This is a genomic window from Allobosea sp. CRIB-10 (assembly GCF_900112185.1).
Classification (GTDB): domain Bacteria; phylum Pseudomonadota; class Alphaproteobacteria; order Rhizobiales; family Beijerinckiaceae; genus Allobosea.
Genome location: NZ_FOKP01000002.1, coordinates 303,739 through 328,668 on the forward strand (window position 1 = coordinate 303,739; position 24,930 = coordinate 328,668).

The 24,930-nt window shown below is 67.8% G+C and carries 26 protein-coding genes and 1 tRNA gene; 12 read left to right on the forward strand and 15 right to left on the reverse strand.

Annotated elements, in window-relative coordinates; translation table 11 throughout:
• Positions 1 to 107 precede the first annotated feature (107 nt).
• The gene (locus BMZ69_RS04255) at positions 108 to 1,085 is read right to left on the reverse strand and encodes a TAXI family TRAP transporter solute-binding subunit (protein ID WP_092155187.1); all 978 of its coding nucleotides are present in this window, start codon (positions 1,083 to 1,085) and stop codon (positions 108 to 110) included.
• Positions 1,086 to 1,247: 162 nt separating this feature from the next.
• Positions 1,248 to 1,568 (reverse strand): hypothetical protein, encoded by a 321-nt coding sequence (locus tag BMZ69_RS04260; RefSeq protein WP_139218969.1) that lies wholly within the window; start codon positions 1,566 to 1,568, stop codon positions 1,248 to 1,250.
• Positions 1,569 to 1,754: 186 nt separating this feature from the next.
• Here BMZ69_RS04260 and BMZ69_RS04265 point away from each other — a divergent pair.
• Positions 1,755 to 1,844: transfer RNA gene (locus BMZ69_RS04265), tRNA-Ser, on the forward strand.
• 32 nt (positions 1,845 to 1,876) lie between these two features.
• Here BMZ69_RS04265 and BMZ69_RS04270 read toward each other — a convergent pair.
• Positions 1,877 to 2,815, reverse strand: a complete 939-nt coding sequence (locus BMZ69_RS04270; protein WP_175506659.1) for a ring-cleaving dioxygenase — start codon at positions 2,813 to 2,815, stop codon at positions 1,877 to 1,879.
• Positions 2,816 to 3,093: 278 nt separating this feature from the next.
• The gene (locus BMZ69_RS04275) at positions 3,094 to 3,996 is read right to left on the reverse strand and encodes a LysR family transcriptional regulator (RefSeq protein WP_244543201.1); all 903 of its coding nucleotides are present in this window, start codon (positions 3,994 to 3,996) and stop codon (positions 3,094 to 3,096) included.
• A gap of 132 nt (positions 3,997 to 4,128) precedes the next feature.
• On the opposite strand from BMZ69_RS04275, the gene BMZ69_RS04280 reads away from it, so the two are divergent.
• Together BMZ69_RS04280 and BMZ69_RS04285 are read left to right on the forward strand one after the other, a co-directional pair.
• Entirely contained in the window at positions 4,129 to 5,061 is a 933-nt protein-coding gene (locus BMZ69_RS04280; protein ID WP_092155193.1) for a ring-cleaving dioxygenase, read from the forward strand.
• 65 nt (positions 5,062 to 5,126) lie between these two features.
• Positions 5,127 to 5,756, forward strand: a complete 630-nt coding sequence (locus BMZ69_RS04285; protein ID WP_092155195.1) for an alpha/beta hydrolase — start codon at positions 5,127 to 5,129, stop codon at positions 5,754 to 5,756.
• Positions 5,757 to 5,795: 39 nt separating this feature from the next.
• Here BMZ69_RS04285 and BMZ69_RS04290 read toward each other — a convergent pair whose 3' ends face one another.
• Positions 5,796 to 6,953, reverse strand: a complete 1,158-nt coding sequence (locus BMZ69_RS04290; protein WP_244543215.1) for a helix-turn-helix transcriptional regulator — start codon at positions 6,951 to 6,953, stop codon at positions 5,796 to 5,798.
• On the opposite strand from BMZ69_RS04290, the gene BMZ69_RS04295 reads away from it, so the two are divergent.
• Positions 6,952 to 7,716 carry a GntR family transcriptional regulator gene (locus tag BMZ69_RS04295; RefSeq protein WP_092155199.1) on the forward strand — a complete coding sequence of 255 codons (765 nt, stop codon included), beginning with the start codon at positions 6,952 to 6,954 and terminating at the stop codon, positions 7,714 to 7,716. The genes BMZ69_RS04290 and BMZ69_RS04295 overlap by 2 nt on opposite strands.
• A gap of 42 nt (positions 7,717 to 7,758) precedes the next feature.
• Here the strand turns inward: BMZ69_RS04295 and BMZ69_RS04300 are convergent, their stop codons facing one another.
• The 7 genes from BMZ69_RS04300 to BMZ69_RS04330 form a co-directional block, all read right to left on the reverse strand.
• Complete coding sequence (locus BMZ69_RS04300) at positions 7,759 to 8,448, reverse strand: hydrolase (RefSeq protein ID WP_092155471.1); 690 nt, start codon at positions 8,446 to 8,448, stop codon at positions 7,759 to 7,761.
• A gap of 142 nt (positions 8,449 to 8,590) precedes the next feature.
• A complete protein-coding gene (locus BMZ69_RS04305) occupies positions 8,591 to 9,940 on the reverse strand; it encodes an alginate export family protein (protein WP_092155201.1) in 1,350 nt (449 codons plus the stop codon).
• On the reverse strand, positions 9,937 to 11,568 hold the full coding sequence (locus BMZ69_RS04310; RefSeq protein WP_092155203.1) for an MFS transporter: 1,632 nt from the start codon (positions 11,566 to 11,568) through the stop codon (positions 9,937 to 9,939). The genes BMZ69_RS04305 and BMZ69_RS04310 overlap by 4 nt, the downstream gene beginning before the upstream one ends.
• A 4-nt stretch (positions 11,569 to 11,572) precedes the next feature.
• Entirely contained in the window at positions 11,573 to 11,956 is a 384-nt protein-coding gene (locus BMZ69_RS04315) for a DoxX family protein (protein ID WP_092155472.1), read from the reverse strand.
• Positions 11,957 to 11,958: 2 nt separating this feature from the next.
• A complete protein-coding gene (locus BMZ69_RS04320) occupies positions 11,959 to 13,935 on the reverse strand; it encodes an amidohydrolase (protein ID WP_092155205.1) in 1,977 nt (658 codons plus the stop codon).
• Positions 13,935 to 14,216, reverse strand: coding sequence for a XapX domain-containing protein (locus BMZ69_RS04325; RefSeq protein WP_092155207.1), 282 nt, complete (start codon positions 14,214 to 14,216; stop codon positions 13,935 to 13,937). The genes BMZ69_RS04320 and BMZ69_RS04325 overlap by 1 nt, the downstream gene beginning before the upstream one ends.
• Positions 14,217 to 14,373: 157 nt before the next feature.
• The gene (locus BMZ69_RS04330; RefSeq protein WP_092155209.1) at positions 14,374 to 15,408 is read right to left on the reverse strand and encodes a LacI family DNA-binding transcriptional regulator; all 1,035 of its coding nucleotides are present in this window, start codon (positions 15,406 to 15,408) and stop codon (positions 14,374 to 14,376) included.
• Positions 15,409 to 15,533: 125 nt separating this feature from the next.
• On the opposite strand from BMZ69_RS04330, the gene BMZ69_RS04335 reads away from it, so the two are divergent.
• The 8 genes from BMZ69_RS04335 (at position 15,534) to BMZ69_RS04370 (ending at position 22,409) form a co-directional block, all read left to right on the forward strand.
• Positions 15,534 to 16,472 carry a dioxygenase family protein gene (locus BMZ69_RS04335; RefSeq protein ID WP_092155211.1) on the forward strand — a complete coding sequence of 313 codons (939 nt, stop codon included), beginning with the start codon at positions 15,534 to 15,536 and terminating at the stop codon, positions 16,470 to 16,472.
• 47 nt (positions 16,473 to 16,519) lie between these two features.
• The gene (locus BMZ69_RS04340; protein ID WP_092155213.1) at positions 16,520 to 17,326 is read left to right on the forward strand and encodes an SDR family NAD(P)-dependent oxidoreductase; all 807 of its coding nucleotides are present in this window, start codon (positions 16,520 to 16,522) and stop codon (positions 17,324 to 17,326) included.
• 13 nt (positions 17,327 to 17,339) lie between these two features.
• Entirely contained in the window at positions 17,340 to 18,254 is a 915-nt protein-coding gene (locus tag BMZ69_RS04345; protein WP_092155215.1) for a beta-keto acid cleavage family enzyme, read from the forward strand.
• A 24-nt stretch (positions 18,255 to 18,278) separates the two neighbouring features.
• Positions 18,279 to 19,319, forward strand: coding sequence for a quinone oxidoreductase family protein (locus BMZ69_RS04350; RefSeq protein WP_092155217.1), 1,041 nt, complete (start codon positions 18,279 to 18,281; stop codon positions 19,317 to 19,319).
• A 4-nt stretch (positions 19,320 to 19,323) separates the two neighbouring features.
• The gene (locus tag BMZ69_RS04355; protein WP_092155219.1) at positions 19,324 to 19,671 is read left to right on the forward strand and encodes a cupin domain-containing protein; all 348 of its coding nucleotides are present in this window, start codon (positions 19,324 to 19,326) and stop codon (positions 19,669 to 19,671) included.
• A 28-nt stretch (positions 19,672 to 19,699) separates the two neighbouring features.
• Positions 19,700 to 20,677, forward strand: coding sequence for a tripartite tricarboxylate transporter substrate binding protein (locus tag BMZ69_RS04360; RefSeq protein WP_092155221.1), 978 nt, complete (start codon positions 19,700 to 19,702; stop codon positions 20,675 to 20,677).
• Positions 20,678 to 21,036: 359 nt separating this feature from the next.
• Positions 21,037 to 21,747, forward strand: a complete 711-nt coding sequence (locus tag BMZ69_RS04365; RefSeq protein ID WP_092155223.1) for a CoA transferase subunit A — start codon at positions 21,037 to 21,039, stop codon at positions 21,745 to 21,747.
• Entirely contained in the window at positions 21,747 to 22,409 is a 663-nt protein-coding gene (locus BMZ69_RS04370; RefSeq protein ID WP_092155224.1) for a 3-oxoacid CoA-transferase subunit B, read from the forward strand. Before BMZ69_RS04365 ends, BMZ69_RS04370 begins: the two co-directional genes overlap by 1 nt.
• Positions 22,410 to 22,501: 92 nt before the next feature.
• Here the strand turns inward: BMZ69_RS04370 and BMZ69_RS04375 are convergent, their stop codons facing one another.
• From BMZ69_RS04375 to BMZ69_RS04385, 3 genes are read right to left on the reverse strand one after another with little or no spacing between them, the layout of a single operon-like run.
• Positions 22,502 to 23,203: an ABC transporter ATP-binding protein gene (locus tag BMZ69_RS04375; protein ID WP_092155226.1), complete on the reverse strand. Its 702-nt coding sequence runs from the start codon at positions 23,201 to 23,203 to the stop codon at positions 22,502 to 22,504.
• Complete coding sequence (locus BMZ69_RS04380; RefSeq protein ID WP_092155228.1) at positions 23,190 to 23,975, reverse strand: ABC transporter ATP-binding protein; 786 nt, start codon at positions 23,973 to 23,975, stop codon at positions 23,190 to 23,192. The genes BMZ69_RS04375 and BMZ69_RS04380 overlap by 14 nt, the downstream gene beginning before the upstream one ends.
• The gene (locus tag BMZ69_RS04385; protein ID WP_175506660.1) at positions 23,975 to 24,928 is read right to left on the reverse strand and encodes a branched-chain amino acid ABC transporter permease; all 954 of its coding nucleotides are present in this window, start codon (positions 24,926 to 24,928) and stop codon (positions 23,975 to 23,977) included. Before BMZ69_RS04385 ends, BMZ69_RS04380 begins: the two co-directional genes overlap by 1 nt.
• Positions 24,929 to 24,930 lie beyond the last annotated feature (2 nt).

Sequence of the window (24,930 nt, forward strand, 5' to 3'; positions counted from 1 at the left end):
GCCTTTGGGCGCAGGCGAAACCTTCATTCTCGGGCGGCACGAGGTGCCGGCCCGAGAATCGTGGGCAAGGGATGCTCAGGGCAGGCCCGAGCATGACGCCTATGGCGTTACTTCAGCAGACCGGCTTCCTTGTAGAACTTCTCCGCACCGGGATGCAGCGGCACGCCCTGCAGGCCGGAGAGCGCGGTCTCCTTACGGATCACCTTGCCCTTGGCATGGCCGGCATCGAGCGCAGCGCGGGTCTTGTCGCTCCACAGCGCCTTGGTCACGGCGTAGACGGTGTCGTTTGAGATCTTGGCCGAGGTCACCCAATGGGCGCCAACCGCCACGGTCTTGACCGCGCCGACGTCCTTATAGGTGCCGGCCGGGATCTCGTCGGCGGCGAAGAAGGGCGAGTCCTTGGCGAGCTTCTCGGCTTCGGCGCCGGTGATCGGCAGGATGGCGATGCCCGAGCCGGTCGAGGCCAGCTCGGAGATCGCCGCCGCCGGATAGCCGCCGGTGAAGAAGAAGGCGTCGACCGAGCCGTCCTTCATCTTCTCGGCCGCCTGGTTCGGCTTGAGGTATTCGGCCGAGATGTCCTTCTCACCGACACCGAAGGCGGCGAGGATCGCCTTGGCGTTGAGCAGCGTGCCGGAGCCCGGCTCGTCGAGCGAGACCTTCTTGCCCTTGAGATCGGCGACGCTCTTGACGTTCGCGGCCTTGCGCACGACGAGATGCACCGATTCCGGATAGAGATTGGCGATCGAGCGCAGCTCCGCGACCTTCGGCTTGCCCTCGTAGACGCCGGTGCCGGAATAGGCCCAGAAGGCGACATCGGCCTGGACGAAGCCGGATTCGGCGGCGCCACCGACGATGGAATTGACGTTGGCGACCGAGCCGTTGCTGGCGACCGCGGTCGAGACCAGCTGCGGCGGCGCCGAGATCGCGTTCGCGATCAGCCCGCCGATCGGGTAATAGGTGCCGGCCGTGCCGCCGGTGCCGATGCGGAAGAAGGCGGGCGCCTGGGCGAGCGCCGCGCCGGCGAGCGCAAGGGCGCCGAGCCCGAGCGCGATCGAGGCCGTGCGGCGCGTAAACTTGGACTGCATGGAGAACCTCCCGTTGAAACGGGAAGTCTCCGAAGCTTTGCCGCGGCAATCAAGCCACCAACAGGCAAATCCCGTGCGTTTGTTGGGCCGGCGGCGCAAGATTGTGTTTAAAATGCGGCGAATACGCTTTCGCTGCCGTTCGAGCGGCCAAGCCGGATGCAGTCAGCGCCGCGTGACGATACCGATCTGAGGCTTGGGCGCAGCGCCGAGCCAAAGCAGCAGGAAACCGAGCAGCAGGCCGGCCGCGGCGGTCGGCAGTTGCAGTGTATGGATCAGCACGGGGTCCCAAAGCATGGGGTGAAGATTGCGCTCGACGGCGGGCTGGAGCTGTCGGAAGCGCTCGCCGACGAAGGTCAGCAAGGTCTCGCCCAGCGGCGTGAACCGCAAAGCCGAGTTGGCGATCGAACGGGCGCCGTCAGTGAGCAGCACCACGAATCCTCCGGCAACGAGGAGATAACCCAGCATTCTGACGAGAAAGCGCAATTCGTCCCCCGATCCCCGCAACGCCGGACCTGGCGCGCCTCGCCTCAGGCGCCCGCTGGCCGAGGAACCCGGATGTGTCCCTTCGCCCTGCGCATTGCAACGGCAAAGGACAATCGCACGCAACCCTGTTGAGCTGCGGCTTTAGGCCTTGAAAGTCGCGCGCATGGACGCCATAAGCAGCCCGCCGGACAGGTGGCCGAGTGGTTGAAGGCGCACGCCTGGAAAGTGTGTATACGGGAAACCGTATCGCGGGTTCGAATCCCGCCCTGTCCGCCATTTCCCTTATCTCACGCCAGTTCGCTATCCCCTCAGCCCGCGAAGCTCCGGTCGAGCGGCGGCAGGATTCGCAGCAATTCCTCCTGCCGGTCCTGCAGGCTCGGCGGGATGATCAGGCGTGTTCCCAAGGTCTCGCGGGTCTCGTCGATCAGCAAGCCCGGGCCGTCGGTCGAGATCTCGATCAGGATGCCGTCCGGACCGCGAAAGTAGATCGAGCGGAAATAGTAGCGGTCCTTGACGGGGCTCGTAGCGATGCCGAATCGCGCCTGCAGCATCTCTGCCATCGCCGCGAGATCAGCCTCGTCCCTGGCGCGGAATGCGACGTGGTGGATCATGCCGGCGCCGAGCCTGGGCCGCGGCTGCTCGCGCCGCCGGTGCAGGCACAGTCGCCCGCCCGGGCCGCCATGAGCCGAGAAGGTGATCTGGTCGCCTGCGTTCGCGATCTCGGCAAAGCCCAGGACCTCCGTCAAAATCCGGGCCATGAGCTCCGTGCCGCGCACGCTCACGGTGACGCCGAGGAGCGCGCGGACGGCAAGGGCCGCAGGGATATCCGGGGGCGACCAGATCGTCGCCGGTGTCAGGTCCGTGCCGATCAGCGCCAGCGGCGTCCGGTCGGGGTCCTCGAACATCAGACTGGGGCGCCCGTCGGCCGTGCTGGCGCGCCGGCAGGACACATTGCAGGCGCCGAGCCGCGTCTCCCACCAGTCGATCGCCTCCGGCACGACCGCGAAGGAGACGTATTCGGAACCGCTCGGGCGCAGGCTGGCGCCGGCGCTCACCCAGGAGAAGAAGGAGAGCCGGCTGCCGGGCGAACCTTCCTCGTCGCCATAGATCAGGTGATAGGCACCGGGGTCCTCGTGCGTCACGGTCCGTTTCACCAGGCGCAGGCCGAGCACGCGCGTAAAGAAATCGAGATTGCACGACGCATTGGTGGCGATTGCGGTGACATGGTGCAGTCCACGCCCGGTCATCGTCGCGATCCTCCGCCTCGACGGTATCGCTGATCGAACGCCCGAGCATGGCTGCAGCTTGGTGTGCCCGGCGCCCAATGGGCGATTCCAGGGCATTGTCTGGCGGGCGTCTTGGACAATGGCACGATCGTTTGGACGGGAGCGTCATCGCGCTCCGCTCATGCCGGTATTGTAATCCGAAAGACCGGAAACACTCAATTGGACGGGCGCGCCCCGGGCCTCGCCGAGAGGTTGTTCGACAGTCGGTGAGCAACAAATCCCTGCGCGGTGCCTGCGCCTCAGAGCGGATGCGTCTGCGTCACATGGATCTCGAAGAAATCGGAGAAGGTCGCGACCCGCAGCGGCAGGCGCTCATAGGGCGGATAATAGAGTGTGAGCCACAGTTCCTGTGGCTGCCAGGCCTCCAGCACCGGCACGAGCCGCCCCGAGGCCAGCGCATCGGCGACGATGAAGCGCGGCAGCAGGGCGATGCCTTCGCCATTGACGGCGAGCCCGGCTAGGAGATCACCGCTATCGGCTCGGAACCGGCCGGCCGCCCGCACCACACTGCGCCCCGCCTCATTCCGCAGCTCCCAGCTCTCGCCGGCGGGCTCGGCGCCATAGGCGAGCAGTTCGTGCTCGGAGAGATCGTCGGGACTGCGCGGCGTGCCCCGCGCCAGCAGATAGGACGGCGCAGCGACCAGCAGCCTTGGCACCGGACAGAGCTTGCGCCAGATCGTCGACTTGTCCGTCGGCACGCCCGAGACGCGGATGGCGAGATCGGCGCTGCCGTCGAGGATGTCGACGAAGGCATCGGTCAAGCTCAGCGCCACCCGGACGGACGGGTGGACCAGGCCGAACTGGCTCAGCACCGGCGGCAGCACCTTGAGCCCGAGCGAGAGCGGGGCGGCGACGCGCAAGGTGCCCGCGACCAACCCCTGCGTCTCGCGCGTCTCCTGCGCCGCCTGCTCCAGCCCGGCGGTGAGCGGGCGCACGCGCTCGGCATAGAGGGAGCCGGCGGCGGTCAGCGCCACCGTTCGCGTCGTGCGGATGAAGAGCTGCACGCCGAGCCGCGCCTCCAGCGCCGCCACAGCGCGCGTGGCGGCGCTCGGCGTCATGCCCAGAGCAGCGGCCGCGGCGGCGAAGCCGCGCTTCTCGGCCACCGCCAGGAAGACCCGGACCGCTTCCAGCTCGCCGACCACGGCGTCACTCCATTATCGCGATAATCGCAATAATAAGCTGAGAAATACGTCTATTCAAGCAATGACTTTCTTGGCCCATCTTCCTGACCACGCCAGGCCGACACGCCGGCGACGACATTCGGAGGCAAAGCCATGCTCAAGCAGATCAAGGGTCTTCACCACGTCACCTCGATGGCGGCCGACGCCCAGGTGAACAACAGCTTCTTCACGCACACGCTCGGCCTGCGCCGGGTCAAGAAGACCGTCAATTTCGATGCGCCTGATGTCTATCACCTCTATTACGGCGACGAGATCGGCACGCCCGGCACGGTGATGACCTATTTCCCCTTCCCGCACATCGCCCGGCGGCGCTCCGGGACCGGCGAGGTCGGCGAAACCCAGTTAGCCGTCGCCCCCGAAGCGCTCGCCTACTGGAAGGAGCGTCTCGACAAGGCCGGCGTCGCCGGGCTCGGCGAAGCCGAGCTGTTCGGCGAGAAGCATCTGCGCTTCCAGGGACCGGACGGCGACAATTTCTCGCTGGTCGGCATCGCCGGCGACAAGCGCGCGCCCTTCGCCGGCGGGCCGGTCCCCTCCTCCGAGGGCGTTCACGGCTTCCGTGGCGTCACCCTGCGCCTGCGTGACGAGGGGGCGACTGGCGAGTTGCTGAAGTTCATGAACTACGAGGTCATCGGCAAGCAGGGCGCAGTGACGCGCTACGCCGTGCCGGGCGGAAACGGAGCGGACATCGTCGACATCGAGACGCTGCCCGGCACCGAGGGCGCCCGGCAGGGCGCGGGCTCGGTGCACCATGTCGCCTTCGCGGTCGACGACAAGGCCGCCCAGGCCGAGGTGCGCAAGGCCCTGATGGACACCGGCCATCAGGTCACCCCGCAGATCGATCGCGACTATTTCTGGGCGATCTATTTCCGGGCGCCCGGCGGGGTGCTCTTCGAGATCGCCACCAATGAGCCCGGCTTCGCCCGAGACGAGGACACCGCCCATCTCGGCGAGGCGCTGAAGCTGCCGCACCAGCATGCCCATCTGCGCGCCGAGCTCGAGCGCATCTTGCCGCCTATTCAGAACTGAACCGAACCGCGGTCCCGCCGCCAAGGCGGCGGGACCGCCGTCTCGCCCAACGAGGATTGCGATCGATGAACGCTCAGCTCGACCTCGAGTCCAACACGAATGCCTATCGCCATTTCGCCAAGCCGGCCGCACCGGGCGCGCCGCTGGTCTTCGCCTTCCACGGCACGGGCGGCGACGAACGCCAGCTCTCCGGCCTCGTGGCCCAGATCCTGCCGGATGCCGGGATCGTCGCTCCGCGCGGCGATGTCTCGGAATACGGCGCCGCCCGCTTCTTCCGCCGGACCGGGGAAGGCGTCTACGACATGCCCGACCTCGCCGCGCGGACGCAGAAGATGATCGGCTTCATCCGCGCCCATCGCGCTGCCAATCCCGGCAGCAAGGTTTATGGGATCGGCTATTCGAACGGGGCGAACATCCTCGCCTCCGTCCTGTTCGCAGCACCCGAGCTATTCGATAGCGCCGTCTTGATGCACCCGCTGATCCCCTTCGAGCCCGCGCCGCAGCCCGGCCTGGCGAAAGTCGAGGTGCTGCTCACGGCGGGGCGCCGCGATCCGATCTGCCCTGCCCCGCTGACGGAGCGGCTGGAAAGCTGGCTGGCTTCCCAGGGCACCACAGTCGAGACGCTCTGGCACGAAGGCGGGCACGAGATGCGCGAGGCCGAGATCGTCGCCGCGACGCGTTTCCTCTCGGCGTAAGCGCCGACATCGCCTCCGCCCCGCGGGCGAAGCGCCCGCTCAGCGAGACAACTGCTCGTCATCGCCGATCGGGAGATCCTTCTGACCGCGGCGCCAGGCCCCCGGGCTTGCGCCGGCGAGCTGCCGGAAAACGCGGGTGAAATGGCTCTGATCGCCGAAGCCGCACACCAAGGCGATGTCGGACAGCGGCAGATGCGGCTGGGACAGATGCTTCTTCGCCTCAGTGATCCGCAACTGCATCAGATAGCGCTGCGGGGCGACGCCGGTGCTCCGACGAAAGGCGCGGGCGAAGTGGCTCGGCGTCAGCCGGCACTCGCTCGCGACTTGTGCGATCGTCAGATCGGAGGCCAGGCGCGCGAACATGATCTCCTTGGCCCGGCGCAGCTGCCAGCCGGCGAGTTGCCCGAGCCGTGCGGGCGATCCGATGTCGAGCCCGCCATAGGCCTGGGCAAAATGGGTCAGCAGGCTGATCGCGAGCTGATCGATCAGCAGCTGATTCGCACTGGCCGAGATCGAGGCATGAAGCAGGGCTTGCGAGAGCCCCCACAGGATCTCGTCGCGGGCGTCGCCCTCCCAGCGCAGGCTCGACGCGACCCGGCCGCCGTGCTGCGCGGCGATCGTCGCGACGGCGCTCGACGGGACGTAGAACTGCAACGCGTCGAACCGGCCCTTGAACTGCCATTGCGGGTCCTCGCGCAGGTCGACGATGTTCACGGATTTTGCGAGGAACTCGCCCGAGCGCTGCCACTGGCCGCCTCGCCAGCAGGCATGATCCTCCAGATCGTCGATCTGGTAGAGAATCGAGAAAGCGCCCTCGTCAGGGGTTCGATCGGTACGCTCCCTGAAGCGGCGTCCGCAGGACAGCCGCGTCGCGGCCAATCCGAGTTGCCCGTCGAGCCGGAATTCGGAGACGAGGCGCCCTTCCATGCCGAAATGATCGGCGATGCGCTGGCCATAGAAGCCGCTCGAACTGCCCGGCGTCGACCTCTCCATAGCGCCCCCCCGACGATAGGTGCACCCGCCGAGGTCTCGGCGGGTTTCACAGCAGTGAATCTCCAGCTCCGGTCCGTATCGGCGCGGCTGCCGAATGGTTGCGCCGCGATCGTGAGCACATGATAATCGTGCACGGCCGATGATAGGTAGGCGACGATAGTCGATAGCGCTAGGGGCCGTGCCAAGTCCAGGACGAAGACCCATGGTTGCCAAACCGCTGCTCGCCCGCGTGGCGCTCGTCGATCAGGTCACGGCGCTGCTTACCCAGCGCATCCTGGATCGGGCCTATGCTCCCGGCGACAGGCTGAACATCGACGCACTGACGCGCGAATTCGAGGTCAGCTCCTCGCCGATCCGCGAGGCGCTGACGCGGCTCGCGGCGCTGGGCCTCGTCGCCTCGACCTCGTTCTCGGGCTTCTCGGTGGCGCCCGAGCCGCCGCGCGCCTGGTTCGAGCAGCTCCGTGACTTCCGCATCCTGAACGAGAGCTGGGCTGCCCGGCAGCTCGCGCGCACCCGGCAGGCCGGGCCGATCGCGGCCATGCGGGCCAGCGTCGAGGCGATGGAACAGGAATTGTCACGCAGCGCGGAAAGCGACTGCGACTATGTCGGCGCCAGCCGGCTGGACGAAGCCTTTCACGGGGCCATGCTGTCGGCCTGCGGCAACGAGATCCTGGCGCGGGCCGTCCGCAACCTGCACCCGCATCTGCACCATGCGCGCTTGTTCAACAGCCGCCCGCACGGCATCAAGCCGGTGCTCGACGAGCATGGAGCGATCCTGGAGGCGATCGTCCGGGGCGACGAGGACGCGGCCGCGGCGGCCGTCGCGCATCATCTCAACATTTCCTGGCAGCGCTATTGCGACGACGCCTCGCTGCAACCTGTCGGCGTCGCGGCCACGGCAGCTTCACCGCCGCGCAGGGCGGCTCCCGCGCCGGCCTCGCGGCGGGCGGCCGCTTCGCCATCCTGACCACCGATGCGGGCGCCACCGCGCCCGCATCGGCGGAGCGGCTCAGTTCGAGACCTTGGCCGGGTTCGGGCCGATGGTCTCGCCGTGAGTGACGCGCTCGGGCGCGCTGTGAACCATGGTGTAGGCGTAGTCGACACCCATGCCATAGGCGCCCGAATGCTCCTTCACGATCGCCATCACCGCGTCATAGGTGTCGCGATGGGCCCAGTCGCGCTGCCATTCGAGCAGGACCTGCTGCCAGGTCACGGGCACGCAGCCAGCTTGCACCATGCGGTCCATCGCGTATTTATGGGCGTCGCTGGAGGTGCCGCCGGAGGCGTCCGCCACCATGTAGATCTCGTAGCCGCCTTCCAGCATGGCGCAAAGCGCGAAGGTGGTGTTGCAGACCTCGGTCCAGAGCCCGGAGACCACGATCTTCTTGCGGCCATTGGCGGCGAGCGCATCGCGGACGTTCTGGTCGTCCCAGGAGTTCATCGAAGTCCGCTCGAGGATCTTGTTCTGCGGGAACACCGCCAGCAGCTCGGGATAGGTGTGACCGGAGAAGCTCGAGGTCTCGACCGTGGTGATCGTGGTCGGGATGTTGAAGGCCTTCGCCGCCTTGGCCAGGCCGACGACATTGTTCTTCAGGACCTGGCGGTCGATCGACTGCACGCCGAAGGCCATCTGCGGCTGCTGGTCGATGAAGATCATCTGGCAGTTCTTGGGGGTCAGGACTTCCTGGTATTTCGACATGATGGTCTCCGGATGAGTCTTCCGTTGGTCAACGGCGCCGGGCCGGCGCCAAGCATCGAGCAGCACTATCGCTGGCAGGATATTTCTCGGATTGTCGTTCTGCTGCGCGGGTTTGCGATTTTCGCGGTCGATCCCCCTCCCCTCAGAATGAGACCGTCGCCCAGCCGGCGGCGAATGAGCCGGAGACGCCGCCGGCGCGCCGGATTCGGTCGCCCGGCTCATAGGCGACATAGGTTCCCCCGAGCGTCAGATGCTCGCTCGGGCTCCACTCCAACTTGGTCGAGACCTGGTGGCCGAGATAGCGGCCGGCGCCGCCGGTCGTGCGCGCCACCGGCGTGATCGCCGGGCCGTAATAGGCATCGGCCTTTTCCTGCTTCCAGAGCGGGTTCCAGCCGACCGTCAGCTTCACCTTGGGCAGCAGGGTCAGCGTGATGTTCGGCTGGATGTCGATCAGGTTGGCCGGGCCGACGAGGTTGGCCTCGGAGAAATAGGGCAAACGCGGGTAGAGCGGGTTGAAGGTGCCGAGCTTGCCGCTGCGCAGATTGCCGTCGCCACTGATCGCATCGGCATTGAGGCCGAGGCGCGGCGAGAACGGCAAGTCCGCGAAGCTGTAGCCCACCACCGCCGAGACCATCCAGGCCTGGATGTCGGCGCGCCCGAACCGGCCGAACTGATAGGCGCCCTCGACGTTCCAGTCGAAGCCGCCCGACTTGCCGAACAGCCTTGCGCCGACGGTGTGACGATGCTCGTCGGCCGTGCCCTGCGCGAAGCGCGCATTCTCGCGGTTCAGGCCGAAATAATAGAGGTCGGCCTTGAGCAGCGGGATGCCAGGGACGGGGCTGGTGCCGTAAAGTCCCCAGAAGACCTGGGCCGGGTCGGACTTGTCGTCGAAGATGCCGCCTTGCGGCGTGACCGGTCGCACCAGAAACGCGTCGATACGCGCCTCCGGTGAGGCGATCCACGCCGCGCGGACGCCGTCGAAGGCGCGCCGGATGTTCGGGCTGTCGCGCACGCCGACCAGACGCGAGGAGCCGAAGCTCATCTCCTGGCGCCCGCCACGGACCATCAGGCTGCCAGCCGCGATCGGCACGGTGAGCTCGCCATAGCCCTGGCGCAGGTCGAGTCGGTCGAGCTGCGTTCCCGGCGGCGTGCCTGCCCAGATCGGCGCTTGCCCGCTGACGATCTCGACGAAGGCACGCAGATGAGGGCCGAGCCGCAGATCCGCCGACAGGAAGGAGCGGATCAGCAGCCCGTTATTGTGGTCGGGGGCCGCCAGCCCGAACACCGGATGGCGGGAGAACTCCGGCCGGACGCGTAGCTGCCCGCCCAGGCTGAGCGTGACCGCGCGATCGGCTGTCAGCGGGATGTTCTTGAACCGATCGATCGGATCCTTGGCCGGGGTATCATCGGGTCTGTCGGCCTGCGCTGCGGCAAAACCGGCCAGCGCCAGCCAGCATGCGCCGGCCAGCGCCGCCTTGCGCAACCAGCTCATGGCTCAGCCCCGCTGCCGGGCGCCGCCGGGCGATGCAGCGGATCGACATGGAGGAAATGCCGCACCACCGGCCCGGACTCTCCGACATGGAAGCGCCGGACCTCACTCTGCAAGTCGGCATCGGCCCTCGAGACGCGGCGATGCTGGCGCAGATGCTCGGCCCAGGACGAGACCATGAACCATTCGACCAGCTTGCCGGGATCGGCGGTGTCCTCGGTGATGCCCCAGCCATAGGCGCCGTCGCGGCGCCGCTCGACCGACAAGGCGTTGATCGCACGCAGGAAGGCCTCACGATCGGCTTGCGGCACGCTGTACTCGATCAGGATCAGGACGGGACCGCGATCATTGTCGATGGCCTCCGCCACGAGTGGCTCCGGCCAATGATTGGAGGGCGCGAGGTCGGCCTCGCCCGCCGGCAGCTTGATCCGGTGCATGACGAGGCCGGCGACCAGCAGCGCGCCGGCGCCGATCAGCAGTGTGCCGCTTATGCCGGCGGCTTCCGCCACCGCGCCCCAGCCGAGGCTGCCGGCGGTCATCGCGCCGTTGAACACGGTGAGATAGACGGCGAGCGCCCGGCCGCGCACCCAGTTCGGCAGGATCGCCTGGGCGACGCCGTTCAGCGTCGTCAATGCCACGATCCAGGCCGCGCCGAGCAGCAGCAGGATGAGCAGCGCCAGCCATTGCGGCGGCCCGAGCGTCAGCGCCGCCATCACCGCGGCGGTGACGACAGCCGAGAGCAGCAGCAGCCCGTCGGCGTCGAGCCGGGCGCGCAGGCGCGGCAGCAGCACGGCGCCGCCGATCGCACCTGCACCGACCGCGCCGAGCAGGATGCCGTAGAAGCCGGCACCGCCGCCGAGCAGGTTGCGCGCGACCAGCGGCAGTAGCGCCCAAACGGCGCTGGCACAGGCGAAGAAGATCGCGGCGCGCAGCAGCACGACGTGCAGTTCGCGGCTGGCCCTGGCATAGCGCAAACCGGCGCGGAAGGCGCCGGCGAAGCGCTCACTCAGCGCATCGTCCGCGCCTTGCGGCCGCCGCCACCAGAGCAGCGCGCCGATGACGATGACGTAGCTCAACACGTCCGCGCCATAGGTGAAGCCGGCGCCGAAGGCGGCGAGGATAAGCCCGCCCAGCGCCGGACCGATGGCGCGCGAGATGTTGATGCCGAGCGAGTTCAGGGCGACGGCGCTCTTCAAATCCGCCTTGCTCACCAATTCGGGCACGATCGCCTGCCAGGTCGGCGCCATCAGCGCCGCGCCGACGCCGCCGAGGAAGGTGAGGCCCACAAGTGCCGGCACGCTGAGCTGGCCCAGGCTCGCCAGCGCCATCAGCGCGAGGCTGACGCAGCCGAGCAGGATCTGGATGGCGATCAGGAACTTGCGCCGGTCGAGGATGTCGGAGAGCACCCCGGCGGGGATCGCCAGCAGGAAGATCGGCAGCGTCGCCGCCGCCTGGACCAGCGCCACCGCCGCTGGCGCACCGGAGAGGTCGGTCACCAGCCAGGCGCTGGCGACGTCGCGCATGAACGACCCGATATTGCCGATGATCGTCGCCGCCCAGAGCACGGCGAAGACTTTTTGGCGCAGCGGCGCGAAACTCGAACTCGGCGGATGCGGCGGGGCTTTGCTCATCGGCTCACGCCTTCTTCCAGGTGAGATCGTCCAGCGCCACCAGCAGGAAGCCGCCGATCAGGCCGAGATGCTCGAAGAAGCTGTTCGTCGCCATCATCCGCCCCTGGCCGGCGGGCAGCTCCCAGAAGCGGATGGCGATGAAAGTCGCGACCAAGGTGAAGCCGGCGAGCGCGAGCGCCGCCAGCCAGCGCCAGCGGCCGATCAGGATCAGCGCGCTCATCGCGAGCTCGAAGACGATCACGCCGACCGCGAAGAGCGGCGCCGGCGTCAGGCCGAAATGGGTCATCTCGGCGAGCGCGCCCGGAAAATCGAGGATCTTGGTGACCGGTCCCTGGATATAGGCGGCGCAGAGCAGGAGCAGGGCGAGGAAACGGACTGCGCCGGCCATCGTCACACCGCCCAGCAGGCGCAGCCGAGCGCGCCCCACAAGCTCCTGAGATCACCCACCGGCAGCTTGCTCGACCAAGCGCTGGCATGATCATGGCCATGCACGCCGCAGGAACTGGCGCAGCCGCAAGTCGTCATCGCCGCCCGCCGCAGCGAGTTCTTGCCGGCGCCATCAGGCTCGCCCCAGGCGCCATAGCCCTTGAAGGTGCGCACCGGCGACCAGTCCGGCATCGCCGGCGGCGGCGCGCTCTCGTCGGCGCTGGCGAAATCGCGCGCGCCATAGACGACCTTGCCGCCGACGACGGTGAGATCCGCGCTGATGAAGGAGATCTCGTCCTCCGGGCAGGCGAAGAAGTCGCGGTCGGGCACGATCAGGTCGGCGAACTGGCCGACCGCGATCTGGCCCTTCTTGCCCTCCTCATTCGAGAACCAGGTGACCTTCTCGGTCATCATTCGCAATGCCGTCTCGCGGTCGAGGCAATTGCGTTGCGGCGTGAGACGCAAGCCGCCCACGGTCTTGCCGGTCACCATCCAGGACAGCGAGACCCAGGGGTTGTACGAGGCGACACGGGTGGCGTCGGTGCCGGCCGAGGTCCTGACGCCCTTCTCCAGCATGCGCGCGACCGGCGGAGTCGCCTCGGCGGCGGCGGCGCCATAGCGCGCGACGAAATACTCGCCCTGATAGGCCATGCGGTGCTGCACGGCGACACCGCCGCCGAGTGCCGCGATCCGGTCGATCGAACGCTCCGAGATCGTCTCGGCATGGTCGAAGAACCAATTCAGCCCCTTGAGGGGGATATCCTTGTCGACCTTCTCGAAGACGTCGAGCGCGCGCGAGATCGTCTCGTCATAGGTCGCATGCATCCGCCAGGGCCAGCGATTCTCGGCAAGGATGCGCACGACGCCTTCGAGATCGCCCTCCATCTCCGGCGGCATATCGGGTCGCGGCTCGCGGAAATCCTCGAAATCGGCGGCGGAGAAGACCAGCATCTCGCCGGCGCCATTATGGCGGAAATAGTCGGTGCCCTGTTTGTATTTCGAGGTCTTCGTCCAGTTGAGGAAGTCGTCCTTCTCCTGCTTCGGCTTCTGCGTGAACAGGTTGTAGGCGAGCCGAATGGTGAGCTGCCCCTCGTCGGCGAGTTTCTGGATGACGGCGTAATCGTCGGGATAATTCTGATAGCCGCCGCCGGCATCGATCGCGCCGGTGACGCCGAGCCGGTTGAGCTCGCGCATGAAATGCCGGGTCGAATTGACCTGATAGTCGAGCGGGAGCTTGGGGCCCTTCGCCAGCGTCGCGTAGAGGATGTTGGCGTTCGGGCGCGCCAGCAGGAGGCCGGTCGGATTGCCGTTGGCGTCGCGGGTGATCTCGCCGCCCGGTGGCTGGGGCGTGTCCTTCGTATAGCCGACGGCGCGCAGCGCAGCAGCGTTGAGCAGAGCGCGGTCGTAGAGATGCAGGATGAAGACCGGCGTGTCCGGCGCAACCGCGTTGAGCTCCTCGATCGTCGGCAGGCGCTTTTCGGCGAACTGGTGCTCGGTGAAGCCGCCGACGACGCGGACCCATTGCGGCGGTGGCGTCACCGCGACCTGGCGCTTGAGCATGTTCATCGCATCGGCGAGCGAGCGCACACCGTCCCAGCGCAGCTCCATATTGAAGTTGAGCCCGCCGCGGATGATGTGCAGATGGTTGTCGATCAGGCCGGGCAGCGCGCTGCGTCCCTTGAGATCGATAACCCTCGTATTCGGCCCGGCATGGGCCATGACCTCGGCCTGGCTGCCGACGGCGAGGAACTTGCCGTCCTTGATCGCGACCGCGCTCGCGGTCGGCTTGCCGCGATCGAGCGTGGTGAAGCGGCCATTGCTGAGGATGAGATCGGCGATCATCGCTGGGGTTCCGCGTGGCTGAGGCTGCCCCTGGGCCAGGGCTGAGGAGGCGAGGCCCGGAAGGGCCAGGCCACCTAGTATCGTACGCCGGGTCGGCATCAGCTGCGCTCCCTTTCCGTATCAGCGACAGCCTCGACCGGCGGCTTCGCACCGCGGGGCAGATGGCCGAAGACATGCGGCTTGACCTGATGATGCCAGGACACCGTCCCAGGCTCCTTCGCCCAGATGGCGCGCAGGAGCGGCGGCAATTGCTCGCCGATCAGGATGCCCAGCAGGCCGACCAGCGCCACGATCGGCGGCGCCGGCGAGCGCACACTGATCAGGCTGTAGATGACACCGACCAGCAGGCCGGCGCCGAGCGACATCAGGTAGATCTTCATCGTCGAACACTCCTGCCGAGGCCCGAGACATGGCGCGGAGGACCAGCATGCCGCGGAAGCTGGCGGCCGAGCCGGTGGATGTCTTGTCCGATTTGGCGATCCTTTGCCGAAATTCGCGGAGGTGAACCCAGTAGCCTCGCGGCGGACCCTTCCCGTCTCAGTACGCCTCCCGCGTCGACCCCCGCACGATCAGCTCGGCCGGCATCAGCGTCACAGATGTCTCGGCATCCGGGTCGGCGAGGCGCTCCAGCAGCCGTTGCGCCGCCGCCCGCCCCATCTCGACATGGGCGATCCGGACGGTCGTCAGCGGCGGGTCCACCATGTCGACCAGCGGCATGTCGTTGTGGCCGACAATCGAGAGGTCGCCCGGGCACGACAATCCCCGCCGCTTCAGCTCCAGATAGGCGCCGAGCGCGAGCAGATCGTTGCTCGCCGCGATCGCGGTCAGGCCGGGTGCGGCGTCGAGCAACGCCGCCGTCGCCGCCTGCCCTTCCACACGGCTATAGGCCCTGGCGACGGCGATCGCCGAAGGGTCGAGCCCTGCCGCCTGCATCGCCAACTCGAAGCCTCTGCGGCGCAGAATGCCGGTCGAGAGCCCTTCTGGGCCGGCGAGGTGCCCGATTCTGCGATGCCCGAGGCCGGCGAGATGCTCGACCGCGAACCGCATGCCGCAGATATCGTCCGAAACCACGGTGGCAGCCCGCGGCTGGTCCTCGGCGCGGTTGACCAGCACGGTCGGCACGCCCGCCTCCAGGCAGACCGTCAGGACCGGATCGCTGCGCCGGGCGGTAGCCAGCAGCAGCCCGTCGACGCGCCGGGCGATCAGCTCCTCGACGATCACCACCTGGCGCGCCCCGCCCGCGCCGCCATCGGCGACCAGCATCGAATAGCCCTGTTCGGCCAAAGCGGCGCCGACCCCGTCGAGAATCGGAGCGAAGACCGGGTTGGCGAGATCGGGCAGCACGACGCCGACCAGGCGCGACCGCCCGGTCCGCAGGGAGGCCGCGATCGCGTCGCGCCGGTAGCCCTGCCGCAACGCCTCCGCCCGCACTTTCTCGACCACTTCCTGCGAGATGCGATGCGCCTGCGCCGGGTCGAGGGCGCGCGCCGCCGTCGAACGATGCACGCCCGCCGCCTCGGCGATCGACTGCAGGGTCGCGCTGCGTGCGGCGGCTGATGCTGCTGATTTCATTGAGATTCCACGATCCGAACCACGGGCCGCAACAAATCATGATTCAGCTTGCTTGACAACGTGCAATCGATCGCATAACTCTTTGTGCAATCGATCGCACAACATGAGCGCCGGAGGAAACGACGATGGCAGCCAAGGAAGCGGCCGTGGGAGCGGAGCAGGCGCTCCGCTCCCACATCATCGAAACCCAGGAGGCGGTGACGCCGGTGGTGCTCGACGCGATGTCGCGGGCCCCGAATGCGCGCCTGACGGAGGTGATGGCCTCCTTCGTCCGGCACATGCATGCCTTCGCCCGCGACGTCCGGCTGACCGAGGAGGAGTTCGAGCTCGGCCTCGACGCCCTCAACCGCATCGGCCAGGCGACGAACGACAGCCATAACGAGGCCGTGCTGTTCTCCGACGTGATCGGCTTCTCGACGCTGGTCTGCCTGCTGAACAACGGCCAGAACGGCGCGACCGAGACGGCAGCGGCCCTGCTCGGCCCGTTCTGGCGGATGCATTCGCCGGCGACGCCCAATGGCGGCTCGATCATCCGCTCGGAAACGCCCGGCCCCGCCCTCTTCGCCAATTGCCGGGTCACCGATCCTGACGGCCGCCCCATCGCCGGCGTCGAGGTCGATGTCTGGCAGGCCTCGCCGGTCGGGCTATACGAGAACCAGGACCCTGGCCAGGCCGAGATGAACCTGCGCGGCAAGTTCACCACCGACGCCACCGGCTGCATCGCCTTCCGCTCGGTCAAGCCGGCCGGCTATCCGGTGCCGACCGACGGCCCGGCGGGCGACTTGCTGCGGGCCCAGCAACGCCATCCCTACCGGCCGGCGCATCTGCACTTCCTCGGCTTCAAGCCGGGCTACAAGACCCTGATCACCCAGGTCTTCGTCGACGACGACCAGCATCTGGAAAGCGACGTCGTCTTCGGCGTGACCCGCCATCTGATCGGCGACTTCCGCCTGGGCACCGGCCCGGCGCCAGAGCCCGATGTCGAGGGCCCCTGGTACCTCTTCGACTACGTCTTCGTGATGGAGCCCGGCGAAGCCAAGCTGCCGGCGCCGCCGATCCGCTGACTCCCCTTATTCCCCCCTTTTTGCCCTTTTCACAGACAGGGATCGCCATGTCGCATCTCGCCCAGCCGGACACCACCATCGTCGCCCCGCCCCGGGCCCGCTATCCGCGCTCCCTAAAAGGCAAGGTCGCCCTCGTCGTCGGCGGCGCCGGCGCGATCGGCGCCGCCACCAGCCGGATGCTCGCCGCCGCCGGCGCGACCATCGCCGTCACCCATCTCGACAGCGAGCGCGATACCCAAGCCGCCAAGGCGCTGATCGCCGAGCTCGGCGACGGTCACGCCGCCTTCATCGCCGATGTCGCCGACACCCCTTCGCTGATCGCCCTGCGTGATGCCATCCAGGCTCGCTACGGCCGGCTCGACATCCTGGTCAACGCCGCCGGCTACACCAAGCCGGTCCCGCATGCCGATCTCGACGCGCTCACCGACGAGCTCATCGACCGGATGCTGCAGGTCAACTGGCGCGGCCAGTTCGCCACCATCCGCACCTTCGCACCGATGCTGAAGGCCTCGGGCGACGGGCTCGTGGTCTCGATCTCCTCGATCGCCGCCTTCACCGCCGTCGGCTCCTCGATCGCCTATTGCGCCGCCAAGGCCGGCATCGACGTGATGACCAAGGCGCTGGCGCGAGTGCTGGCGCCGGAGGTCCGGGTCCTCGCGGTCTCGCCCGGCGTGGTCGACACCGAATTCGTCCCCGGCCGCGGCGCCGACTTCAACGACAAGGTCAGCGCCTCGACACCGCTGAAGCGCATCGGCGCGGCCGACGACATCGCCGCCGCCATCACCGCCTGCGCCACCATGCTCGGCTACTCGACCGGACACATCGTCCAGGTCGATGGCGGCCGGGCGCTCTGAGGGAGGGACCGCCATGCGCGCGCCATTGCCAAAGGTCTTCATCACCTGCGCGATCACCGGCAACCTGACCAGGCCGGAGCAGAGTCCGCATCTGCCGATCACGCCGCAGCAGATCGCCGAATCCGCGCTCGAAGCGGCGGAGGCCGGCGCCGCGATCGCCCATATCCATGTGCGCGATCCCGCAACCGGCCGGCCCTCGATGGAGCTGTCGCTTTATGAGGAGGTGGTCGAGCGCATCCGCGCCGGTAATCCCGACCTGATCATCAACCTGACGACCGGGCCGGGCGGACGCTTCGTCCCCTCCGAGCACGATCCCAAACTAGCAGGCCCCGGCACGACGCTGATGCTGCCGGAGCAGCGCGTCGCCCATGTCGCGGCGCTCAACCCCGACATCTGCACGCTCGACCTCAACACCATGAATTCCGGCGGCGAGGTCGTGATCAACACGCCCGCCAATGTCCGCCGCATGGCCAAGGTGATCGCGGAGGCCGGCGTGCGCCCCGAGATCGAGCTGTTCGACTCCGGCGACATCGCCCTGCTGAACGACCTGATCAAGGACGGCACATTGCAGCAGAGGCCGCTCACCTCCTTCGTGATGGGCGTGCGCTACGGCTTCCAGCCCTCGCCGGAGACGGTGCTCTATGCCCGCGGCCTGCTGCCGGAGGGGGCGCTGTTCACCGCGATCGGCATCGGCCGCTCGGCCTTCCAGAGCGTGGCGCTGTCCTATCTCGCCGGCGGCCATGTCCGCGTCGGGCTGGAGGACGGCGTCTATATCGACCACGGCGTCCTTGCCCCCTCCAACGCCGCGCTGGTCGAAAAGGCTCGCCGCATCGTCGAAGGCCTCGGCGGCCAGATCGCCAGCCCGCAGGAAGCCCGCGCCCTCATCGGCCTGCCCGATCGCGCCGCCGGCGCGAAACGGGTGGCCTGACCCTCTCATCGGAAGCGAACCGCCATGCCCCCTGCCACCGAAGCCCTCATTCGCGAAGCCCAGGCCGCCCGACCGCTGACCGTGCGCGGCCTGCGCCTCCACGCCAAGGCCGCGAGCTATGACGAGATCGCGCTGCCGATCGAGGAACGGCCGTTGCGTCCGCTCGCCGCCGATGAAGTGCTGGTCGAGGTCCAGGCCGCGGCGGTCAACCCGTCCGACGCCAAGGCCGCGACCGGGCTGATGCCCTATGCCGTGTTCCCGCGCACGCCGGGCCGGGATTTCGCCGGCAAAGTTATCGCCGGCCCTGCCGCCCTGATCGGCAAGCAGGTCTTCGGCTCCTCCGGCGATCTCGGCATCCGCCAGGACGGTGCCCAGGCGAGCCATCTGATCGTCGAAGCCGGGGCCATCGTCGAGGTTCCGGCCGGGGTGAGCGTCGAGGAAGCCGCCGGAATCGGCGTGCCCTTCGTCACCGCCTGGGAAGGCCTGCGTCGCGCCGGCCTGCCGAAGGCGGGCGAGACCGCGCTGATCCTCGGCCTCAACGGCAAGGTCGGCCAGGCGGCGGCGCAGATCGCGAGCTGGCGCGGCGCCAAGGTGATCGGCATCACGCGTCGCGAGGAGCCCTATGCCGGCCATGCCAGCGGCCCGGTCGAGGTCGTCTCCGCCGCCGGCACGGACGTCCCGGCCCGCGTGCGCGAACTGACCGGCGGCAAGGGCGCGGACATCGTCTTCAACACGGTCGGCGACCCCTTCTACCAGATCGGCCAGAAGTCGCTGGCGGTCGGCGGCCGGGCGATCTTCATCGCGGTGATCGACCGCTTCGTCACCTTCGACATCCTCGCCTTCTACAAGGGCCGCCACACCTATGTCGGCATCGACACGATCGCGCTGAGCTCGATCGAGACCGGCGCGGTCCTGCGCGACCTCGCCCCGGGTTTCGCCGGCGGCTTCCTGAAACCCTTTCCGATCAAGCCGAGCGCGATCTATCCGCTCGCCGACGCCCACGCCGCCTATCAGGCCGTGATGGGCTCGTCGCGCGACCGTGTCGTGCTGGTGCCGGGAGCCTGACGCCATGCATGTCGTCCGCTTCGACGAAGCCCCGTCCTATGACGCTCCCGGCCATGCGCTGATGCAGATGGTGCGCCTGCAAGGCCGCGAGGCCGGCCCGGCCGACACGGTCTGGCTCGGCGTCTCGACCATCGCGCCCGGCGGCGGCACCACGCTCGACGCCTCCGGCGTCGAGAAGCTCTACGTCGTCCTCGACGGCGAGGTCGCCCTGTCGAACGGGCAGGACGAGGTCAAGCTGAGGCGCTGGGATTCCTGCCGGATCGCGCCCGGCGAAGGGCGCCAGCTGCGCAACGACACCGACCGGGACGCCTCGATCCTGCTCGTCATGCCGCTCCCGCCGGCATCGGCGTGACCCCTCATAAACACCAAGGGAGGTATCCATGAACCGTCGTCGATTGCTGACTGCTGCTCTTCTTGCCACGGCTACGGTGCTCACACCGATCTCTGCCCTGGCGCAGTCGTCCGACCCTGCATCGTCTTATCCGAACCAGCTGGTCCGCATCGTGGTGCCGTTCTCCGCCGGCAGCATGACCGACATCCTGGCGCGCGCCCTCGCCGAGAAGCTCACGGCGAAATGGAAGCAGCAGGTGATCGTCGAGAACAGGTCCGGCATTGCGGGAACCGCAAACGTCGCGAAGGGGCCGGCCGACGGCCACACGATCATGCTGACGTCGAACGGGCACGCCGTCATCAGCGCCATGAACCGGAACCTGAACTTCGACCCGCTGAACGATTTCGTCGGCGTGACGCAGGTTGCGACGATGCCGTCGATCCTGGTCGTTCCGCCCGACGCGCCGACAAGGACGCTGAAGGATCTGATCGAGGCGGCGAAAGCGAAGCCCGGCTCGCTCAACTATAGCTCCGCCGGCCTCGGCAGCGCGACCAACATCGCAGCCGAACTCCTGCGCCAGACGGCGCGGTTCGAGATCGTGCATGTCCCCTACAAGGGCATGCCCGACGCCCAGACCGCCATCATGCGCAGCGATGCGGCGATGGGCTTCACCTTCTTCAATGTCGGCGGCGACCTGATTCAGGCCGGTAAGATGCGCGCCGTGGCGGTCACCGGCACCCAGCGCATGGCCCAGCTTCCCGACGTCCCGACATTCGCCGAAGCCGGTGTACCGGACTTCGTCTACGACGCCTGGTTCGGTATCCTGATGCCGGCGGCGACACCGAAGCCGATCGCCGCGAAGATCGCGCAGGATATCGCCGAAGCCGTGCAGGCGCCCGGCATGAAGGAGCGCTTCAGATCTCAGGGCGTCGAACTTGTCTCCTCGTCGCCGGCGACGTTCGACGCCGTCGTCCGGAGCGATGCCGAGCGCTATGCCAAACTGTACCGGAAGACCCAGGGCAACTGAGCAAGCAGGGTGCGCCGCCGATCGGGCCCGTGGCGAACTCGCGCCGCGAACCGGGCCCGACTTCCCCGAGGCTCTCGTTCCGTCATCACCAGCTTGGCGTGGCACAGTGGTTCTTTGCCGTCCGCCGAGGCGAGCATCGTCATCGAAAGCTGACGGCGCTTGTCGATACGCCGCATTGTCTGGAGCGGCCATCTCGGACATGGCGGCTGATGGTCCGGCGCCGTCGACGCAGCATGAGACACCCGGTATTGATGCCGGTATCGACAAGGCGCCGAGCAGGGCAGGCTGACGACCGGCGCTCCTGGCGGGTAGGCATGATGGACGACCCTGCCTGCGGCAGGGCAAGCGATGAGGGAGCGATGACGCGCAAGATTTACGACGGCCCCGAGGCGGCGCTCGACGGGCTGCTGTTCGACGGGATGACGATCATGTCGGGCGGCTTCGGCCTGTCGGGCAATCCCGAGAGCCTGATCCCGGAGGTCCGCCGCTCCGGCGTGAAGGACCTCACGGTGATCTCGAACAATGCCGGCGCCGACGGCTTCGGCCTGTGGATGCTGCTGGAGACGCGGCAGATCAAGAAGATGATCGCGTCGTATGTGGGTGAGAACAAGCTGTTCGAGCAGCAATACCTCTCCGGCGAGCTCGAGCTCGAGCTCAACCCGCAGGGCACGCTGGCCGAGCGCATCCGCGCCGGCGGCGCCGGCATCCCGGCCTTCTATACCCGCACCGGCGTCGGCACGGTGGTGGCCGAGGGCAAGCCGGTCGAGGAATTCGAGGGCCAGCTTTATGTCCGCGAGACCTGGCTGCGGGCCGATGTCGCGATCGTCAAGGCGTGGAAGGCCGATACCGCCGGCAACCTCGTCTACCGGCGCACCGCGCGCAACTTCAACCCGAACATGGCGACCGCCGGCAAGGTGACGGTGGCCGAGGTCGAGGAGATCGTCCCGGTCGGCTCGCTCGATCCCGAAGCGATCCACACGCCCGGCATCTATGTCGACCGCATCATCAAGAGCACGATCAACGAGAAGAAGATCGAGAAGCTCACCGAGCGCAAGAGGGAGGCAGCCTGATGGCCTGGACCCGCGAACAGGTGGCCGCCCGCGCCGCCAAAGAGCTGCAGGACGGCTTCTACGTCAATCTCGGCATCGGCATCCCGACGCTGGTGGCGAACTACATTCCGGACGGCGTCGACGTCACCTTGCAGTCCGAGAACGGCCTGCTCGGCATCGGCCCCTTCCCCTATGAGGGCGAGGCCGACCCCGACCTGATCAATGCCGGCAAGCAGACGATCACGATCCTGCCGAGCTCGAGCTTCTTCTCCTCGGCCGATAGCTTCGCGATGATCCGCGGCGGCCATATCGACCTGACCATCCTCGGCGCCATGGAAGTGGCGGCCAATGGCGACATCGCCAACTGGACCATTCCCGGCAAGATGGTGAAGGGCATGGGCGGCGCGATGGACCTCGTCGCCGGCGTCAAGAAGGTGATCGTGGTGATGGATCACGCCAACAAGGCGGGCGTATCCAAGGTGCTGGAGCGTTGCTCGCTGCCGCTGACCGGGGCCGGCGTGGTCGACCTGATCATCACAGATCTCTGCGTCATGACCTGCGACAAGGCCAATGGCGGCGGGCTGACCCTGATCGAGCTCGCGCCGGACGTCACGCTCGACGAGGTCAAGGCCAAGACCGCCGCCCCCTTCGCGGTCGCGCCGACGCTGGCGAAGGCGGCCTGAAGACGCAGGCAGGCAGCTTCACAGGCAATCAATCGGCGAACGGCCCCTGCCGACCAGGCATGGGGCCGTTCGCACGATCGTGACGGGCCAGCTCAGATCCCGAGATAAGCCTCGCGGATGCGCGGATCGGCGATCAGCTCCTCGGCCGTGCCGCTGAAGCCGATGCGGCCGGTCTCCATGACATAGCCGCGATCGGCAATCCGCAGGGCCGCATAGGCGTTCTGCTCGACCAGCAGCACGGTGACCCCGAGCGACTTCAGGTTTTTCACGACATCGAAGATCTGCGCCACCAGGATCGGCGCCAGCCCCATGCTGGGCTCGTCGAGCAGCAGGCAGGCGGGCCGGGCCATCAGCGCGCGGCCGATCGCCAGCATCTGCTGCTGGCCGCCGGAGAGGCCGCCGGCCGGCAGATTGCGCTTCTCCTTCAGGATCGGGAACATGGCGAAGGCGTCGGCCATGTCGTGCTCGACACGCTCGTCGGCGAAGAGATAGGCGCCGAGCCGCAAGTTCTCCTCGACGGTCAGGTTGGTGAAGATCAGCCGGCCTTCCGGCGATTGCGAAAGTCCCAGCCCCACGCGGCGGTGCGCCGGAATCGCCTTCAACGCCTCGCCGCGGAAAATGATCGCGCCGCCGCTCGCCGGCTGGACGCCGGAAATGCAGCGCAGCAGCGTTGTCTTGCCGGCGCCGTTGGCGCCGACGACGGTGACGATCTCGCCTGAGCCGACTTCCAGATCGACCCCATGCAGGACCTCGATGCGGCCATAGCGCGAGCGCAGTCCCTCAACCGAGAGCATGGCCCGCCTCCGTCGCTTGCGTGCCGAGATAGGCCTCGATCACCCTGGGATCGCGCGAGACGGACGCCGGCGCGCCCTCCGCGATCTTCTCGCCGCGGTCGAGCACGACGATGTGCTGGGAGATGCGCATCACCATCTTCATGTCGTGCTCGACCAGGAGGATGGCGACACCGGATTTGGCGACCTCGGCGATCAGATGATCGATCTCCTCGGTCTCGACCGCATTGCAGCCAGCCGCCGGCTCGTCGAGCAAGAGGATGCGCGGCTCCAGCGCCAGCGCGCGGGCGATCTCCAGGCGCTTCAGCGCGCCATAGGAGAGCGAGGAGGCCTCCCGTTCGGCGGCACGCGCGAGCCCAACGCGTTCCAGCAATTCGGCGGCTCGAGCACGCGTCAAAGCGCTGCGGCGCCGCGAGGACGGCAGGCTGAGGAGGTCGCCGAGGACCGGCCCGCGCTCCTTGAGGTGGCAGCCGGTCATGGCGTTCTCCAGCACGCTCATGCGCTGGAAGATCTGCAGGTTCTGGAAGGTGCGCGACAGGCCGCGCTCGGCCAGCCGGTTCGGCGCCAGGCCGGTGACGTCCTGTCCGTCCAGCACGATCCGGCCGCGTTGGGGCTGGTAGACCCCCGAGATCATGTTGAACAGCGTGGTCTTGCCGGCGCCGTTGGGGCCGATCACCGAGACGATCTCGCCCGGCGAGACCGAAAAGCCGACATCGTTGACGGCGCGCAGGCCGCCGAAATCGATGCCGAGACCCTCGACCGAGAGGAGCGCCATCAGCCCCTCCCCTTCAGGCGGCGCATGATCGAGGGCAGCAGCCCCTCGCGCATGAAGATCATCACCAGCATCATGATCAGCCCGAGGATGAGGTTCTCGTATTGCTGCAGCACGGTCAGCGCCTGCGGCAGCAGGGTCAGCGTCGCCGCGCCGAGGATGGCGCCCGGCACCGAACCGACACCGCCGAAGACGGTCATGGTCACCAGCTCGACCGAATGCAGGAAGCCGGCGACATCGGGCGTGATGAAGCGGTTCATCAGCGCCAGCAGCGAGCCGGAGAGCGAAGCGTAGACGGCCGAGATCACGAAAGCCGACAGCTTGAGCCGGGCGACGTCGACGCCGACGGTGCGGGCCGCGACCTCGGAATCGTGCAAAGCACGCAGCGCCCGGCCCGACGGGCTGTCCTGCAGGTTGAGCGCGATCCAGGCGCCGGCGAGCATGGAAAAGCCGGTGGCGGCGTACCAGAACTGGGCGTTGCTGAGCCCAATGCCGACGGAAGCAAGCGCGCTGCGCAGGCCGAGCTCGGCGACCTCGCGCCCGTCCGGTCCGCCAGTGATCTTCGCCTCGTTGGCGAGCACCATCGAGACCAGGATGCCGAAGCCGAGGGTGGCAACGGCGAGGTAATAGCCCTTGAGCCGCAGGATTGGCCGGCCGATCAGCCAGGCGATAACGCCCGAAAGAACCGCGCCGAACAACATGGCGAGGCCTGGATGCAGCCCGAGATAGCCGGGCGCCAGCGCGCAGGCATAGGCACCGATCCCGGCAAAGCCGGCATGGCCGAGGCTGATCTGGCCGGCAAAACCGATCAGCACGACGAGGCCGGTAACGGCAAGTCCGTTGACGAAGATCAGCGCACCGATGCGGTAATAGAAGTTCGAGGGGAAGAAGGCCGGCGCCAGCGCGATCAGCACCGCCAGCACGATAAGGGTGAGATGCTTTTGGGACAGGCGCATCG

Excerpts from the sequence above, each read along its gene's own strand:
- BMZ69_RS04330 (WP_092155209.1), bottom strand. The coding sequence starts at position 15,408 with ATGAAATCAGCAGCATCAGCCGCCGCACGCAGCGCGACCCTGCAGTCG.
- BMZ69_RS04325 (WP_092155207.1), bottom strand. The coding sequence starts at position 14,216 with ATGAAGATCTACCTGATGTCGCTCGGCGCCGGCCTGCTGGTCGGTGTC.
- BMZ69_RS04345 (WP_092155215.1), top strand. The coding sequence starts at position 17,340 with ATGCGCGCGCCATTGCCAAAGGTCTTCATCACCTGCGCGATCACCGGC.
- BMZ69_RS04350 (WP_092155217.1), top strand. The coding sequence starts at position 18,279 with ATGCCCCCTGCCACCGAAGCCCTCATTCGCGAAGCCCAGGCCGCCCGA.
- BMZ69_RS04270 (WP_175506659.1), bottom strand. The coding sequence starts at position 2,815 with ATGACCGGGCGTGGACTGCACCATGTCACCGCAATCGCCACCAATGCG.
- BMZ69_RS04380 (WP_092155228.1), bottom strand. The coding sequence starts at position 23,975 with ATGGCGCTCCTCTCGGTCGAGGGTCTCGGCATCGATTTCGGCGGCCTG.
- BMZ69_RS04335 (WP_092155211.1), top strand. The coding sequence starts at position 15,534 with ATGGCAGCCAAGGAAGCGGCCGTGGGAGCGGAGCAGGCGCTCCGCTCC.
- BMZ69_RS04280 (WP_092155193.1), top strand. The coding sequence starts at position 4,129 with ATGCTCAAGCAGATCAAGGGTCTTCACCACGTCACCTCGATGGCGGCC.
- BMZ69_RS04300 (WP_092155471.1), bottom strand. The coding sequence starts at position 8,448 with ATGTCGAAATACCAGGAAGTCCTGACCCCCAAGAACTGCCAGATGATC.
- BMZ69_RS04365 (WP_092155223.1), top strand. The coding sequence starts at position 21,037 with ATGACGCGCAAGATTTACGACGGCCCCGAGGCGGCGCTCGACGGGCTG.
- BMZ69_RS04315 (WP_092155472.1), bottom strand. The coding sequence starts at position 11,956 with ATGGCCGGCGCAGTCCGTTTCCTCGCCCTGCTCCTGCTCTGCGCCGCC.
- BMZ69_RS04360 (WP_092155221.1), top strand. The coding sequence starts at position 19,700 with ATGAACCGTCGTCGATTGCTGACTGCTGCTCTTCTTGCCACGGCTACG.
- BMZ69_RS04285 (WP_092155195.1), top strand. The coding sequence starts at position 5,127 with ATGAACGCTCAGCTCGACCTCGAGTCCAACACGAATGCCTATCGCCAT.
- BMZ69_RS04310 (WP_092155203.1), bottom strand. The coding sequence starts at position 11,568 with ATGAGCAAAGCCCCGCCGCATCCGCCGAGTTCGAGTTTCGCGCCGCTG.
- BMZ69_RS04290 (WP_244543215.1), bottom strand. The coding sequence starts at position 6,953 with ATGGGTCTTCGTCCTGGACTTGGCACGGCCCCTAGCGCTATCGACTAT.
- BMZ69_RS04340 (WP_092155213.1), top strand. The coding sequence starts at position 16,520 with ATGTCGCATCTCGCCCAGCCGGACACCACCATCGTCGCCCCGCCCCGG.
- BMZ69_RS04320 (WP_092155205.1), bottom strand. The coding sequence starts at position 13,935 with ATGCCGACCCGGCGTACGATACTAGGTGGCCTGGCCCTTCCGGGCCTC.
- BMZ69_RS04375 (WP_092155226.1), bottom strand. The coding sequence starts at position 23,203 with ATGCTCTCGGTTGAGGGACTGCGCTCGCGCTATGGCCGCATCGAGGTC.
- BMZ69_RS04255 (WP_092155187.1), bottom strand. The coding sequence starts at position 1,085 with ATGCAGTCCAAGTTTACGCGCCGCACGGCCTCGATCGCGCTCGGGCTC.
- BMZ69_RS04370 (WP_092155224.1), top strand. The coding sequence starts at position 21,747 with ATGGCCTGGACCCGCGAACAGGTGGCCGCCCGCGCCGCCAAAGAGCTG.
- BMZ69_RS04355 (WP_092155219.1), top strand. The coding sequence starts at position 19,324 with ATGCATGTCGTCCGCTTCGACGAAGCCCCGTCCTATGACGCTCCCGGC.
- BMZ69_RS04295 (WP_092155199.1), top strand. The coding sequence starts at position 6,952 with ATGGTTGCCAAACCGCTGCTCGCCCGCGTGGCGCTCGTCGATCAGGTC.
- BMZ69_RS04385 (WP_175506660.1), bottom strand. The coding sequence starts at position 24,928 with ATGCGCCTGTCCCAAAAGCATCTCACCCTTATCGTGCTGGCGGTGCTG.
- BMZ69_RS04305 (WP_092155201.1), bottom strand. The coding sequence starts at position 9,940 with ATGAGCTGGTTGCGCAAGGCGGCGCTGGCCGGCGCATGCTGGCTGGCG.